Raw genomic sequence first — 15,296 nt, 5'->3', positions numbered from 1 at the left:
ATGTTTGGGTGTATGTGTTTGTTTTGTTCTGCAAATACATAGTGCAAAAGTGAACAAAAGCTTGGAAAAGGGATGTTAAAAAAGTTGAATTAACATTTGAATAACAACTCTGTATCTGTTACATAAAGAAAAAACTACTCTCCTATTTTTGAATCTTGAACTTTCAATTTTGAATTAAAAACTCAGCCAGCGGTTGCAGCGGCAGCTTTTTGCGGGGAGACTTAGTTTTGCTTTAGGTTTTGGAGCGACTAACAGAAGCTACAAAAACGTTTAGCAAGACTTAGTGTACCCGAAACAACTACAGCGGAAGACGCGTTAAGGCTGCCATAAAACAGTATTGCGTGTGAGTAAGGAGTATTTAGGAAAAGGGACGAGTAAAAGAGTTTGGTATTACAGTTTTATTCTGACTTTCAAATTGATGTTTCTTCTTCTTAAAACACAACTAGAACACGATTGCCAACACACGGGAATATAGAGTATATCCCCAGGTCTCATCATTTTTATGCGTTTGATTTCTGCAGCTGTAAAACAGTTTGTTTGTGGTGTACGAATAGATGATCGTAGCGTAATAGTATCCTTTAATGTAGTAATAATGTAGGCCTCAAACCCCAGAACTTTTGAGCAGGTGTCACGTGCGCCACCATAAAAAATGAGCAATTGATTGTTACCTACTATTTCATGAACCGTGGCAACACTGTCTCTAATATTACCCAAATAAACCTGACAGTTTGCAGTAAAAGAAGCGAGTAGAATTAGCATCAAAAACTTTCCTTTCATATCTGTAGAATTCACTTTTCAAGAAAAGAAACAAACTACTCCCCCATAAAACAGTATTGAGTGTGAGTAGAGAATAAGGAGATTACTATACTAATGCCTATTGCCTTCTTACTTTTGCCTCGGCTTAAATTTCCTCGTTAAAAGTCTTTTTAGAATCTGCGATCAAATCGTTCAGTACCTCAAATTCATTCTTGGTAAACGGACGAATTTGACCAGGTTTAAGGTTGCCCAATTTTACGTTCATTATACGCGTTCTTTTCAGGGCTTCTACCTCGTAACCTAGGTATTCACACATACGACGAATTTGGCGGTTTAAACCTTGCGTAAGAATGATTTTAAAGGTGAAGTTATCTATCTTCTCTACCTTACATTTCTTAGTCACCGTATCTAAAATAGGCAAACCACCTCCCATGCGTTTGATGAACTCGTCTGTAATGCGCTTGTTGACCTTTACAATGTATTCTTTCTCGTGGTTGTTACGGGCACGTAGAATCTTGTTAACTATATCTCCATCATTGGTTAAAAAGATAAGTCCTTCAGAAGGTTTATCTAAACGTCCAATAGGGAAAATACGCTCGGGGTAGTTGAGGTAAGAAATAATATTTCCTTTGATGCGCGTATCTGTTGTACAGGTAACGCCAATGGGCTTGTTAAAGATGAGGTAAATATTACCTACCTCTTTGGTAATGAGTTTTCCGTCTACAGCAATACTGTCGTTCGCTGTCACTTTCACACCGAGTCCGACCGCTTCTCCATTTACAGAAACACGACCTTCTTCAATAATTTTATCTGCCTCGCGGCGCGAACAAAATCCTGTTTCAGCGATGGCTTTATTTAGACGTTTTAATTCACTCATAATCGGATATACTCTTGAACTTCAGGAAAAATTACAGATAAGTCTATGGCATTCCATTCTTCTGAGGTAGGCCATAACCTTATTTCGTTCAACCCATCGTGCTGAGCTGTTGTTTTTAATTCAATGTGATCGAACACCTCTGTCTCTGTAGGGTAGTCAAAGTGAGCCATTAAGAGTTTTCCATTCTTGAACTCCAAACGTGCAGGCATCCAAATACCCTTCTCGTAGAAGTTAATGTAATAACAGTCTCCATCATCAATGAGTTTATTCGAAGTAGAATCTCCTATCAACTGAACTTCCTCACGTAAACCATAAAAGTATTGATCACCATCTAAAACACAGAAGATGCTATCATCCTTTTTCACTCCAAACAAATAATCTCCTCTTACCGAATATTTATCATTCGTTTGAATCGTTTCTTTGGAAATAGAAAGGTACATGGTTTTCTTCGAGAAGATACCTTTGTCATTAATAATAAGGGTGTAGTCGTCAAATTTGTATTCACCATAATACGAAGGAGAAACGTTTTCAACTTCAATACCATTGGGGGCCACAAATTTTGCAAAAGAATAGGAGTTGGTTTGTGCTCTGCCAAGTGTGCACATTGCAACCAACAATGTAGTTAATAAATAGCGCGTCATAAAAACATATTCTTAAGCTCGTAAAGTTAAAAATATAAGCCTTACCCCTCAAAAGTAATACTACACGAAGCATTGTGAAAAAGAATTTTTTAACGTAACTTACGTAGGAAAGCTGATCACAACCTAACCAGATTTCATCATATTTTCAAGTGTTTTCAGGGGATAACCGGACAATTCTATTGTTTTGTAGACCGCTAATTTTTCGTGAATATCTTTGGTTGGTGCTGTGGATAAAATCAGAATTATTGAACCAAAAGCACAGAAGCTTTTTAACTTTGGAGTTATGGAGAAGAGATGGATCTTAAAAGAGCAACCACAGACGCAAGAAATTGAAGCCTTAGTAAAAGATTTAACGGTATCAGAAACCGTTGCACATCTATTGTTACAGCGAGAAATCAACACTTATGAAGCTGCGCGTTTGTTCTTTAGACCCACCTTAGATGATTTACATTCTCCCTTCCTGATGCTTAATATGCAGAAAGCCGTTGATCGTTTGAACAAGGCTTTTGAAAAGGAAGAAAAAATTCTCATTTACGGTGACTATGATGTGGATGGAACCAGTGCTGTGGCTTTGGTTTATTCTTTCCTCTCCAAGCACTATTCACCACTAGAATTTTATATTCCGGATAGGTATGCAGAGGGTTATGGTTTGAGTAAAAAAGGTGTGGAATATGCCGCAGAAAATGGTTTTAAGTGTATCATCACACTGGATTGTGGAATCAAAGCCACAGAACTTTGTAGTTATGCCAAAGAGTTGGGTGTAGACATCATTATATGTGATCACCATACCCCAGGAGATGTTTTACCTGAAGCCATTGTTTTAGATCCCAAACAAAAAGAATGTGACTATCCTTACAAGGAGCTTTCTGGATGTGGTGTTGGGTTTAAACTCATGCACGCTTTATGTTTAGAAAATGATTGGGATACCCACACACTTTTCAACGAATTAGATTTAGTTGCTATTTCCATTGGAGCAGATATCGTAAGCATGACAGGTGAAAATAGAACACTTTGTATGAATGGTTTGCAGCAATTGAACACGCAACCCCGACAAGGTATTGTAAGTTTGCTGAAACTCGCTAACCGTCAACTGCCTTTAACCATTACGGATGTTGTTTTTACCATAGCACCGAGAATTAACGCAGCAGGTAGATTAGGTGATGCTAAGGAAGCTGTTCGTTTGTTAACCGCGAAAGACAATCAAGAAGCGGAGCGAATTGCACATGAAATTCAATTGGCCAATGAAGAAAGAAGAAATTTAGATGCCAATATCACCGATGAAGCGTTAATAGCTCTTACTCAAGAACCCGGATTTGAGCAAAAGAAATCTACTGTTGTATATCAGGAGGACTGGCACAAAGGGGTGATTGGAATTGTTGCCTCAAGACTGATTGAAAAATACTATAGACCTACTGTAGTACTTACGGATTCAGGAGATGTTGTTGCGGGCTCCGTGCGCAGTGTTAAAGGATTTAATGTGTACAATGCCCTTGAAGCTTGTGCTGAAGAGATGATACAATTTGGGGGACATAAATACGCCGCTGGATTGACCCTAGCCAAAGACAAGGTAGAAAACTTCAAAGCAAAATTTGAAGAGGTCGTTGCCAACAGCATCACAGCAGAACAAGAGGTTCCCGAAGAGATCATAGATTTAGAAGTGGATTTCGCAGATATTTTTACGCACGGTGAAGATCTACATAAAGTACCTCGTTTAAAGCGTATTCTAAAACAGTTTGAACCTCATGGTCCAGACAATATGAAACCTACATTTTTAAGTAGAAATGTAAAAGCGGAAAACGGATTTAGGCTTCTCAAAGATTTGCATATTAAGGCACAATTCTACCAAGAAGAAACAGGTGTTAGGATAGACGCTATCGGTTTTAATATGCCTGAGTTGTATGAGGTTTTAAAAGAAGGTAAAGCCATAGACTTAGTGTATACCTTAGAAATCAACACGTGGAGAGAAAAATCTACCCTACAATTGAACATTAAAGACGTTAAGGTTGTTCCTGAAAATATAATGGAAAGGATATAAAAAAAGTGTACCGCACAAACGATACACCAATTTTTTATAATTACAGTAGTAGCGATGGTTTTCCAGTATAACGAAAACATCTATTTTTAGAAACGATTCTTGATCTTTAAGCGTTGGAAAAATGTTAATTTATTATTTCTCTCTTTAGGGATTATCCTCATTAAACACTCAAAATAAAGCTGTTAACTCACCTTAAAAAATAAGAAATAAATAAAAAAAGGTTCTACCAAAGCCAATATACCTTGATAGAACCTTTATCGGAATCAGTATTTACTACTAATTAAACTTCTTCAGAATTCCCTAAGAATAGCGCTTTCAATTCTGTTGCATCGGCTGGGTTCATTTTACCCGCCAAGATTAAACTCAACTGCTTTCTTCTCAAAGCACCGTCGAATCTTTTAATCTCTTCTTCTGTTTCTGGTATTAACTCCGGAACCTGAATTGGTCCACCATTCTGGTCGACAGCAACGAAGGTATATATAGCCTCGTTACTCTTTTCCATTTTTCCAGAAACTTGGTTCTCCACGTATACATCCACAAAAATCTCCATTGAACTATTAAAAGCTCTTGAAACTTGTGCTTTTAAGGTAACGATAGAAGAATGAGGAATAGGTTTACCAAAAGAAACGTTATTTACAGAAGCTGTTACTACAACTCTTCTACAATGTCTTTGCGCCGATATACTGGCAATAACATCCATCCACGCTAGCAAAGATCCTCCAAACAAATTGTTGTGAGGGTTAGTGTCATTGGGTAATACTAGTTTTGTGCTGGTAGCTAATGTTTCTGATGCTTTTTTAGGACGCATAACTCTATTTATTTTTTGCAAAAGTAGTCAATTTACCGGAATAAGGATGAACACAAAATTCAACGATAGAACTAACAAATGTCAATATTACTTCTCTTGATTGGTCAAATTACCTTTTAGTTGAAAAATATCCAACCTTCTGTCTTGTAGATTCCTAACACTTCCATGCTGATTCAACTCACGCAATAAATCCATATCTACATCCGCAATCAATATCATTTCGGTATTGGGCGTAGCTTCTGCTTTCACCCCATTATTGGGAAAAGCAAAGTCACATGGCGTGAAAACCATAGATTGGGCATACTGGATATCCATGTTGTGTACCTTGGGTAGGTTTCCTACACTTCCGGCAATGGCAACATAACACTCATTTTCAATCGCTCTGGCTTGGGCACAATGTTTTACACGTGAGAATCCGTTCTGAGTATCTGTTAAAAAGGGCACAAAAAGTATGTCCATGCCGTCATCGGCAAGCAATCTACTCAATTCTGGAAATTCAGAATCATAACAGATCAATACTCCTATCTTTCCGCAATCCGTATCAAACGTTTGCAAAGTGTTACCACCTACTAATCCCCATACTTTCTCTTCGTCGGGTGTAACGTGTAATTTTTCATACCGCTCTACCCTACCGTCTCTATGACAAACAAATCCAACATTTAATAGGTTCTCATTTTCGACGTAAGGCATAGAACCCGTTATAATATTGATGTTATAAGATATTGCTAATTCCGACAATTTCTCTGTAATCACGTCCGTAAAATTCGCCAATTCCCGTATTGCATCCGGCTCCGAGAGGTGATTAAAATCTGCCATCAATGGAGCATTAAAGTATTCTGGGAACAAAGCAAAATCTGATCGATAACCCGATAAAGAATCGATAAAGAATTCCGCCTGTCGCATCAATTCTTCCATGTTATCATAAGGTCTCATCTGCCACTGTATAAGTCCTAAGCGAACCACTTTTTTTGTAATGGTTGGGGCTTTACTGGGCTTTGTATAATAGATATTATCCCACTCCAGTAATACGGCGTATTCGTTAGACAAATTATCACCCTCTAGGTAGTTTTTAAGCACGCGTTTGGGGTGAAAATCATTGGACATTTGAAAATTCAGTACGGGATCATCAATTTCCTTTAAACGGACTTTTTCTATATATTCCTTAGGTGTGAGTTCATCCGCATAGTTGTGGTAATTTGGGATTCGTCCACCAAAGGCCACACTTTTTAAATTGAGTTTTTCACACAGTTCCTTGCGATAATCATAGAGTCGACGCCCTAAACGCATCCCGCGAAACTCTGGTTTTATAAAAACTTCCACTCCGTACAGTACATCACCATCGGGGTTATGGGTATTGAACTTCGAATTCCCGGTGATTTCATCATAGGTATGTTGTGCATCCGTTTTCTCCTCATCTACAATGATAGAAAAAGCACAACCCGCAATTTGCTGATTTACTTTAATGACTACTTGACCTTCTGGAAATTTATTGAGCAGGTTTTTTATTTCTTGTTTACGCCAAAAAGAGTCTGGCATGGAAGAATAAGCCTCAATCATTGCCTCTTTTAGCTCTTGGTAATCGTCCAAGCTAAGGTAGTTGAGTTCTATATTTTCTATGTCTTGCATGGGAGGTGTTTTAGGTAGAAAGATAGGAAGAAAAGTATTTGGGTGCTCCGATAAACCTTACAATTTTTGAGTACCCGAAATTTTGTTCGTTTTCCTAGTATTCTTTCGTAAAACAGAGAGACACCTTCCTCTATTTCCCAAACTATTCTTGTGATTTAAGGTAGAGCCGAATTTCCTTCACATGATACTGAAAATCCATTTTACTGCAATGTCACCTCAACAGCTTTATTTGCGTCCATCACAATCTCTGCTTCTTCAAAACTAGGTGCAGAAAATGTTCCTCTGGCATCATTCGAAAAGCCATACACCTCTGTAGGTACACCAAACATATTTTTATCCAAAACCTTATTCGCATTTTCATCGTGATATAAGGCTAACGCTACTTTTTCCCCTTTTTCAAAGGATATGGTTAAACTTACCTCGCCCTTCTTTGCTTTTACAATCTTGCTTTTGTAGACTTTTGTTGGATGACTAAAATTATCAGCCTCGTTGTACACACCAACCATTACATTACCTTGTTCATTCGGAACGCCTTTTACTTTAACGGTTAACGTCACAACATTGGCCGACTGAAGAAAAAATAAGGGAATTAATAAAAGCAATTTCATAACTCTGTGTTTGGTTCAAAAATAAGGAGTTTTCCTAAAGATTTACGCAAGGAGAAGACCTTTGGATGACACTTCTTGGATTTAACACTTTTGCATTCTTTTAATACTTATCTTTGCCAAAAATTATACGTAAGGATGGGATATTCTAACAAAAAAGGTGGTTCGCAGAAATCTAAGCAGAACAACACCAAAAAAAGCAGTAGCTTTTCTAAAAACAAAAAATCAAAATCTTCTTTTAAGTCGCAGAAACCAACAGGGGGTAGACCTCCATTTGGAAACAAAGCACCAAAAAGTAAAGAGCCACTTCCTTCTTTTTCGAATGAAGTACGTTTAAATAAATTTTTATCTAACGCAGGAATCTGTTCTCGTCGTGAGGCCGATGTACTTATTGAAACTGGAGTTGTATCTATTAATGGTAAAATTGTTACTGAAATGGGATACAAAGTAAAACCAGGTGATAAAGTACAGTACGACGGTGAAACGATCAATGCAGAAACAAAGCGTTACGTTTTATTGAACAAACCCAAAGATTTTATCACTACGATGGATGATCCATGGGGAAGAAAAACGGTAATGGGCTTAGTTATGAAAGCTTGTAAAGAGCGCGTTTACCCGGTAGGACGTTTGGATAGAGATACAACAGGACTTTTACTATTTACCAATGATGGTGATTTGGCTAAAAAGTTAACACACCCTCGTCACAAAGCTTCTAAAATTTACCATGTTCATACAGACAAACCCGTGAGTATCGAACATATCAAGCAAATTGAGATGGGAATACATTTGGAAGATGGTGAAATAAAAGCCGATAACATTTCGTACGTTGATGGTAAAACTAGTCGTGATGTAGGGATTGAAATTCACTCCGGCAAAAACCGTATTGTTCGTAGAATCTTTGAACATTTAGGATATACTGTGGTGAAATTAGATCGCGTAAAATTCCATTCTTTAACCAAGAAAGATCTTCCAAGAGGAAAATACAGACATTTAACTGAACAGGAAGTCTCTTTCCTAAAAATGAGCTAATCCATGAATAAAATCAGTGCTTTTCTATTTTTAACTGTTCTACTTTTTGCTTGTAATACCGCACCAAAAAAGAAGATGAGCTTGGTAGATTATTTCTACCCCGTTAAGGACGGTAAAACAGCCTATGTTTATTTGGATACACTTCAACCTTTGGATGAGAAAATACATCTATTCTACAAAGGAAAGTTGAACAATGAAGAGGTGTTATTCATGGAGTCGTATAAAGCGAATCTACGTTTAACGGAAGGATATACTTTTAAATTAGACGATAGTATTTCGGTTGTTGAGCACATGGTAATTGATCGATGGAATCAGAAAAGAAAGAGTTACCTAAATGCAGAAGGGTTTTTACCCGGTTCTCAACAAGAAGCAAGTTATATGAACGTATCCTTTCCAAGTCATTTGGATAGTGTGAGCACTTTTTTTGAATCGAAAAAGACCTGTATACAGACTGATACCTCTTTTATCTTCGAAGGGAAAACATATCCTGCCGTTTTGGTGAGAGACAGCATTAAAATGAGCTTTTACAACTCCTTTAATGGAAATGGAAAGAGTAAAGTTTATGCCATGAACAACCTTTATGCAAAAGGGCTAGGTTTAGTTGCCTACGCATCTTCTGACAATGAATACTTGCATGTTTTAAGTAGAATTCTTTCCGAAGAAGAATGGAATGCCATTCAATAATGAACAGATAATATGAGATTTATTCTTCTAATTTTAATTGCATTGAGCTGTTTACAAGTACAAGATGCAAGCGCTCAACGACGCAAAAAAAAAGGAAAAAATTCGTATGCTCAAGGTACCTTCTACGTCAATTGGGGGTATAACAGAAGTGCTTACACGAAAAGTGACATCAATTTTGTAGGTAGTAACTACGACTTCACTTTAAAAAATGCAAAAGCATCTGATAACCCTTACCCTTTAGATTTGGGGGTATACCTCAACCTTAAAAAGATTACCATTCCTCAATTTAACATTAGGGCTGGTTACTATTTTTGGAATAATTGGGATTTGAGTTTAGGATATGAACACATGAAGTACATTCTCAACGATCAAAATGAAGTACTTCTCGATGGTGTAATAGAACCTGGTGTGGACAATATTTGGAGTGGAAATTACAATGATGTACCCGTAGTTACAGATAGAGAACATATTCATTATGAGAACTCTGACGGTTTAAATTACATCAATTTTCAATTAACGCGAACAGACCAATGGTATGCTACAAAAGATAAGAACTTTGCTTTCAATACTTTGATGGGAGTTGGAGCTGGTGGTCTCCTTAGTTTTAATGACTTTAACTTTGCCCAACAGTTTGATAGAAGAACGATTTCCTTAAGTGGTTACGGTATTAGCGGTCATATTGGGGTTCGATTAGATTTTTTCAAACACATGTACATTAAAAGCAGTGTTTTGGGTGGATTTAACCAGCAGCTAAAAGTAAAAAACAGACCCAATGACGCGCGTGCTTATACCCGTCATAAATATGGTTTTGTGATGTTTGAAACATCTGTTGGAGCCTTGTTTTATATACGACCAACTAACGGATGTAATACTTGTCCGCATTGGTAATTAAATAAACTAAAAGATATTGATAAAGCGTGATACTGATGTATTGCGCTTTTTTTATTCCGCTAAGCTTAAACTACACTCCCCATTTTTGACATTTAAACGATAATTAGCCCCCAATCGTAAGGCTCTGTTATCATTGATGTGGCCCGCCATAAAATCAAAGGCTATAGGTAGCTTTCTGAATCGGAAATGTTTTTTAACCATTTCCTCCAAAGTTTGACCAAAACCAGGTGTCGTATCACCTATACTTGTCATACCCCCTATCACTAAACCTTTTAGTTTACGCAACACACCTGCCTTCTGTAAAGCGAAAAACATTCTATCAATGGCATATAGATGTTCCCCCACCTCTTCTAGATAAAGAATAGCATTGTTGTAATTGGGTTGTGCGTCTGTACCTAATAGACTGTAAACAATACTGAGGTTACCTCCTAAGAGCACTCCTTCTTCGTCTCCCTCAACCGCTTCTGAGTTGTTCCACGAGTATACAGTTGGCTTTCCAGCTAACACATCCACCATACTTTGCAACGCTTCTGTGGTGTTCTCTGCATAATTTAAAGGCATAGTGCTGTGTACACTTTCTACTCCTAAATAATTCAGGTGCTGATGAAAGAAAGTTACATCACTAAACCCTAAAATCCATTTGGGTTCGTCTAACATGCCTGCCCAATTCAGTTGATCTAATATCTGAACACATCCATATCCCCCTCTGGCGCAAACTATGGCTTTTACCTCATCATCATTCAAGGCTGCCTGCATATCAGCATAGCGCTCTTCTTCGGTTCCCGAGAAATAATGATGTCGCCCTAAAACGTGTTGACCCAACTTAACGTTATACCCTTGCTTCTCCCAAAACGTTTTTGCAACCAGAATGTGTTTTTCTTCAATTGCTTTTGCCGGGGCAACTAAGGCAATGGTATCGCCTTTCTGTAAAAATGGAGGTGTATTCATTTCTGTTTTTGTTTGGTACTGCGCAACCAATTCGGTAGCACATATACTCCAATAAATAAATAGGGAAAATAAGAGATTAAACGCCAAATAATAGCCAATACAGCAAGCAATAGCATAGAAGCACCAAATCCTGTAAGTAACTCAGAAAATGCATACTCTGCAATACCACTACCTCCCGGAGTTATACTTACCATCATCACTAACCAAAGGATGAGTTGTTTCCCTAGTATTTGTACGTGATCTAATAAACTGATACTAATAAAGGCTTGTAAAATACAATTGATTACCGCATAACGACCCAACCAAGATAACATTGTGGCACCAAAAGCTTTAAGCCAATGACTGAATGACTCACCTTGCATTTCGCTTGCAGTAACCTTTAAATCATTTCCCATGGCTACAGCAGATTTCCGCCAACGCTTGAGAAAGGGAATTTTCATCATTAACTTCAATATACCCGTAATGATTTCTGGCCAAACAAATATACATAGGAAAAGTAATAAGCTTAACGCAGAAATGATGGCGTATCCTATCCAGAAAAAGGAGGTTAACAAATCCGCATTACCATCAAAGAAGATACTTAATGGAATGAAGATTAAAACAAGCGGTATGAGTAGAACAAAAACAAGATTGTCCATCAATGTTGTTACCACGATAATGGCGGTTGACTTCCCTAATTTTACTCCTTCCCTGTTCAAAATAAACATGGCTACTGCAGAACCTCCTACAACCCCTGGTGACAAGGCAGAGGCAAACTCCCACATCATGATTACGAAGAAACTTCTCCGCCAACTAAGAAACTTTTTAGTAAGTATTCTAATGCGCAGCATATACGCCACATCTCTAACAACCATGCATAGAAAAGCCATAATGAGCCAAAAAACAGCTTGTGCATCAAAATGGACATCGCGTAATAAATCATTGGGGGTAGAAAGTCTATAGGAGCCCTTCTCTTTTGGTACAAACTCCTCGGGTACGGACAAATCCACCTTCTGATTTTCATTGCTATCAACCCAAGCATGGGTGCCTTTTTGGTGGTCTTCTATAAACTGCTCTTTTGATAAACTACGGTAAAGCATAAAAACTACAATGGCAAGACCCAAAGCAATGGGAATAAAAACGCGTTTCCCATTGAACAATTGCTCTATATTGAAGTTCTTTCTATTCAAATTGCAATACCGTTTCTACTTCCCAATTCGCTCTTAGGTTTGACGATTCTTCGAACCAAACCGTGCGTTCTGGTGGAGTATTGGAATAAATATTTCCCGGGGTCCATCGACCATCATTGTTAAGGTCGTAAACAAATCTGAACTGATACTTACCCGCTTGTAAATTTTCAAAGTTTAACGCTTGGATTGTTTCATCTGTTCTTTGCTGCATGATTGTTATTCCCTCTTTTACCACTTCTAAGTAGCCCTTTGGAAAAACGCTGTCTGCCTTGACAATTAGGGTACCCACATCACTTGATTTTTGAGCTGTGATATAGCTTGTAAGACTATCCTCTAACTGAAAATTTGCAAAATTGATGGCTCCTGGTAAAAAACTTAAACGCAAAGAATCTGCTTTTTCCAACTCTTCCCAAGCCACACTCAATTTATTTGATCCATTGAAGCTTATGTTGGGAACTACTTGTCCACTATCCACTTGAACCAGAGAAAGATCTATATCTTTCACAACATCATTAAACACCCATTCAAAATCTTCTAAATACCTCAACTGATTATTTTTAAGATTGGATTTTGACGTTAATTTCACTTTTAAGTCTGGAAAGTATTTGCGTTTTAAAGTATCTCCATGTTCAGGGTCAACGAATATTGCATTTACTTCTTCAAGTTTGTCTAGCCCTTCAAAATATAAAGCAACACTATCATTTTCTTCATTCCAATCAATATACTTCAGTTTCGAATGATTTAACTTTAACTGTGACGTATCTACGGCTTGAGAAAAAGCAATAGACCAGATACCTGGACTTGAAATTTCCTCAGAAATTCTAAATTTTTTCCTTTGTTCATTCACCATGATAGCCGGAGTAGCCATTACTGAATCTTTTACCGAATAGGTATTGTTTAAACCTCCTGCAGGTTCACCATAGTCTAATGCACCATTTTTATTGAGATCATCGAAAGCATAGACAAAATAGTCCTGCTCCTTTAAATAATCAAAAGTAATCGTACCCTGACCATTTGTTAGTCCCATATATACCGGTCTACTCGCACTATCTCTGTGAATGTCTTCTGTAAATAGACCTACAACGTAATCCTTTACGGGTCTGTTATTGAAAGCATTTTGAACGATGAATTCAGCTTTTCCTTGATCTATTTCATTTCCCGTAGAAAAGACAAAGAACATCAAACTATCGTTTCCTTCAGTGATATCTTTAACCGCTCTGTTTAAACCTATTGTATAGGTTGTATTTTCGAGATAGTCTCCCTCCAAATCCATTACCAAACTCTTTCCCACAATTTTACTTGTAGCCTTTAAAGAATTCGGCGTAATAGTAATATTTGATGACGGATTTGAAATACTCACGTATTCGTCAAAAACAATCTCTATACGCTTGGGTTTCACATTCAAACTCGCTGGTTTCAAGCTGCTTTTTGCGTATACAGGAACAGGTGCTTTTACATCTTTTTCACCTCCGGTTAACTGTCCAGGTTGAGCACAAGAATGCACCAAAACAAGTATCAATAGTCCTAGAAGGTATGCACTAAAATTTCGCATATTTTCGCTAAATATTTTTCGTCGATAGCATCAAAACTATCTAAAGTATCACTGTCTACATCCAATACACCTATCAGCTTATCGCCTTGCCAAACGGGCAACACAATTTCTGATTTTGAAAAAGCGCTACAAGCGATATGTCCTGGAAAAGCTTCAACATCAGGTACAATTTGCACCTTTTCTGTTTCCCATGCCGTACCACAAACACCTTTTCCTTTTTTGATACGTGTACACGCTATTGGTCCTTGAAAAGGTCCTAAGACTAATTCATCTGGTGTATCCACCCAATAAAACCCTATCCAATACCAATTAAAAGTAGTTTTTAAAGCTGCACATAAATTAGCAGTATTCGCAATTTTATTCACTTCTCCAGACAACAAGCCCTTCAATTGTGGAAGTAAATTTTCATACTTTTCTACCTTACTCTCACCTGAAATTATTAAATCTTCTGCCATGTACCTCTATAACCGTTCATTAATCCGCTAAAATAAAAAGATCACTGGCTATTCCATCAGCTTTTAACCTCCCTTTTTGTGTAAGCAAGTAGACTTCTGGAGTTTCTATCATATAACCTTGATCTATAAAATTGGCAATGTTTGCTTTAAATTCGTCGTTGTTTCTTAATTCAACGTTCAATCTATTTTTATCCACACCCCATTTGGTGCGTAAACCAACTAGTAAAGCTTCATTGAACTGGTCGTAAACACTTAACCTTTCAAGTTCGTTGTAGTCAGTCTCATTTTCAACCGCCTTCATGTACACAGCGTTATTTGCGACGTTCCACGACCTTGATGTTCCATTAAAACTATGGGCACTTGGACCTACTCCCAAATACTTTTTCCCTTTCCAATAATTGCTGTTGTGAACGGCGTATTTTTCATCTCTGGCAAAGTTGGAAATCTCGTATTGTTCGTATCCTTTGGATTTTAGAAAATCTACTAAAAAGTCGAATTGCTCACTTTGTGCTTCATTGTTAGAGGGAACAATTTTACCTTGCTCTACGGCTTTATGCAAAGCTGTTTTCTCTTCAATAGTTAAACAATAAGCCGATAAATGTTCCGGTGAGTAGGCTAAAACCTGCTCTAAATTTTGCTTAAAATCTTCTGTGTTGAAGTTTGGCAAACCATAGATCACGTCTATGCTCAACTCAAAACCTAGTTCTGCTGCTAATTCTAAGGCTCTTTTTGCCTCTGTTACATTATGTGCTCTGTTCATCCAGTCCAGATCTTCTTGTCTAAATGACTGCACACCTATGCTTAAACGATTTACACCAGCCGCCTTCCACTGACTTAGCTTCTCCGGGGTTATATCGTCTGGGTTCGCTTCTAAGGTTATTTCTCTATTTTCATGAATTTGAAAATTGGCAGTAATTGTAGAAAGAATCTCCTGAATTTCCTCCGCTTCTAAAACACTTGGTGTTCCACCCCCAAAGTAAATACTTTGCAAGGCCTCCCCTTCCAAATAACTTTTTCGAGTTACAATTTCCTTACAAATAGCACTAACCATACGCGTTTTATACTTTTCAAAACTTGTACTGAAATGAAAATCGCAATAGGAACATGCTTGTTTACAAAATGGAATATGTATATAAATTCCTGCCATGTTGCGAAGTTAGAACATCACATTGAAATAACTCTCTACTTGTAACAATACTTCCTTTTTCTACACCTCTTTT

The 15,296-nt window shown here is 37.5% G+C and carries 15 protein-coding genes; 4 read left to right on the top strand and 11 right to left on the bottom strand.

Going from position 1 to position 15,296, the window contains the following annotated elements; all coding sequences use genetic code 11:
• Positions 1 to 390 precede the first annotated feature (390 nt).
• From AC22ZQ_RS06180 to AC22ZQ_RS06170, 3 genes are all read right to left on the bottom strand, one after another.
• Positions 391 to 777, bottom strand: coding sequence for a hypothetical protein (locus AC22ZQ_RS06180; RefSeq protein ID WP_318957912.1), 387 nt, complete (start codon positions 775 to 777; stop codon positions 391 to 393).
• A gap of 124 nt (positions 778 to 901) precedes the next feature.
• Positions 902 to 1,633, bottom strand: a complete 732-nt coding sequence (locus AC22ZQ_RS06175; RefSeq protein ID WP_318957911.1) for a pseudouridine synthase — start codon at positions 1,631 to 1,633, stop codon at positions 902 to 904.
• The gene (locus AC22ZQ_RS06170; protein WP_318957910.1) at positions 1,630 to 2,274 is read right to left on the bottom strand and encodes a hypothetical protein; all 645 of its coding nucleotides are present in this window, start codon (positions 2,272 to 2,274) and stop codon (positions 1,630 to 1,632) included. The genes AC22ZQ_RS06175 and AC22ZQ_RS06170 overlap by 4 nt, the downstream gene beginning before the upstream one ends.
• 283 nt (positions 2,275 to 2,557) lie before the next feature.
• Here AC22ZQ_RS06170 and recJ point away from each other — a divergent pair, with 283 nt between their 5' ends.
• Positions 2,558 to 4,309, top strand: coding sequence for a single-stranded-DNA-specific exonuclease RecJ (gene recJ, locus AC22ZQ_RS06165; protein WP_318957909.1), 1,752 nt, complete (start codon positions 2,558 to 2,560; stop codon positions 4,307 to 4,309).
• Positions 4,310 to 4,589: 280 nt separating this feature from the next.
• Here the strand turns inward: recJ and AC22ZQ_RS06160 are convergent, their stop codons facing one another.
• The 3 genes from AC22ZQ_RS06160 to AC22ZQ_RS06150 all read right to left on the bottom strand — a co-directional run bounded on the left by AC22ZQ_RS06160 (position 4,590) and on the right by AC22ZQ_RS06150 (position 7,351).
• Positions 4,590 to 5,117 carry an acyl-CoA thioesterase gene (locus tag AC22ZQ_RS06160; RefSeq protein ID WP_318957908.1) on the bottom strand — a complete coding sequence of 176 codons (528 nt, stop codon included), beginning with the start codon at positions 5,115 to 5,117 and terminating at the stop codon, positions 4,590 to 4,592.
• Positions 5,118 to 5,204: 87 nt separating this feature from the next.
• Entirely contained in the window at positions 5,205 to 6,743 is a 1,539-nt protein-coding gene (locus AC22ZQ_RS06155) for a bifunctional GNAT family N-acetyltransferase/carbon-nitrogen hydrolase family protein (RefSeq protein WP_318957907.1), read from the bottom strand.
• 200 nt (positions 6,744 to 6,943) lie between these two features.
• The gene (locus AC22ZQ_RS06150; protein WP_318957906.1) at positions 6,944 to 7,351 is read right to left on the bottom strand and encodes a DUF2141 domain-containing protein; all 408 of its coding nucleotides are present in this window, start codon (positions 7,349 to 7,351) and stop codon (positions 6,944 to 6,946) included.
• Positions 7,352 to 7,486: 135 nt separating this feature from the next.
• Here AC22ZQ_RS06150 and AC22ZQ_RS06145 point away from each other — a divergent pair, with 135 nt between their 5' ends.
• The 3 genes from AC22ZQ_RS06145 to AC22ZQ_RS06135 are packed head-to-tail and all read left to right on the top strand — an operon-like array spanning position 7,487 to position 9,949.
• Positions 7,487 to 8,377 carry a pseudouridine synthase gene (locus tag AC22ZQ_RS06145; RefSeq protein WP_318957905.1) on the top strand — a complete coding sequence of 297 codons (891 nt, stop codon included), beginning with the start codon at positions 7,487 to 7,489 and terminating at the stop codon, positions 8,375 to 8,377.
• 3 nt (positions 8,378 to 8,380) lie between these two features.
• Positions 8,381 to 9,061, top strand: a complete 681-nt coding sequence (locus tag AC22ZQ_RS06140) for a hypothetical protein (protein ID WP_318957904.1) — start codon at positions 8,381 to 8,383, stop codon at positions 9,059 to 9,061.
• Positions 9,062 to 9,073: 12 nt separating this feature from the next.
• Positions 9,074 to 9,949 carry a hypothetical protein gene (locus AC22ZQ_RS06135; RefSeq protein WP_318957903.1) on the top strand — a complete coding sequence of 292 codons (876 nt, stop codon included), beginning with the start codon at positions 9,074 to 9,076 and terminating at the stop codon, positions 9,947 to 9,949.
• Between the two features lie 54 nt (positions 9,950 to 10,003).
• Here the strand turns inward: AC22ZQ_RS06135 and AC22ZQ_RS06130 are convergent, their stop codons facing one another.
• From AC22ZQ_RS06130 to hemW, 5 genes are read right to left on the bottom strand one after another with little or no spacing between them, the layout of a single operon-like run.
• Complete coding sequence (locus tag AC22ZQ_RS06130) at positions 10,004 to 10,900, bottom strand: S66 peptidase family protein (RefSeq protein WP_318957902.1); 897 nt, start codon at positions 10,898 to 10,900, stop codon at positions 10,004 to 10,006.
• Entirely contained in the window at positions 10,897 to 12,069 is a 1,173-nt protein-coding gene (locus tag AC22ZQ_RS06125) for a lysylphosphatidylglycerol synthase transmembrane domain-containing protein (RefSeq protein WP_318957901.1), read from the bottom strand. Before AC22ZQ_RS06125 ends, AC22ZQ_RS06130 begins: the two co-directional genes overlap by 4 nt.
• On the bottom strand, positions 12,062 to 13,621 hold the full coding sequence (locus AC22ZQ_RS06120) for an Ig-like domain-containing domain (RefSeq protein WP_318957900.1): 1,560 nt from the start codon (positions 13,619 to 13,621) through the stop codon (positions 12,062 to 12,064). The genes AC22ZQ_RS06125 and AC22ZQ_RS06120 overlap by 8 nt, the downstream gene beginning before the upstream one ends.
• Complete coding sequence (locus AC22ZQ_RS06115; protein WP_318957899.1) at positions 13,594 to 14,076, bottom strand: GAF domain-containing protein; 483 nt, start codon at positions 14,074 to 14,076, stop codon at positions 13,594 to 13,596. The genes AC22ZQ_RS06120 and AC22ZQ_RS06115 overlap by 28 nt, the downstream gene beginning before the upstream one ends.
• Before the next feature lie 19 nt (positions 14,077 to 14,095).
• Entirely contained in the window at positions 14,096 to 15,223 is a 1,128-nt protein-coding gene (gene hemW, locus AC22ZQ_RS06110; protein ID WP_318957898.1) for a radical SAM family heme chaperone HemW, read from the bottom strand.
• Between the last annotated feature and the right edge of the window lie 73 nt (positions 15,224 to 15,296).

This window comes from Lishizhenia sp. (assembly GCF_057456495.1).
Note: the sequence above shows the minus strand (reverse complement) of the source record. Positions and strands in the feature narration are given on the sequence as shown.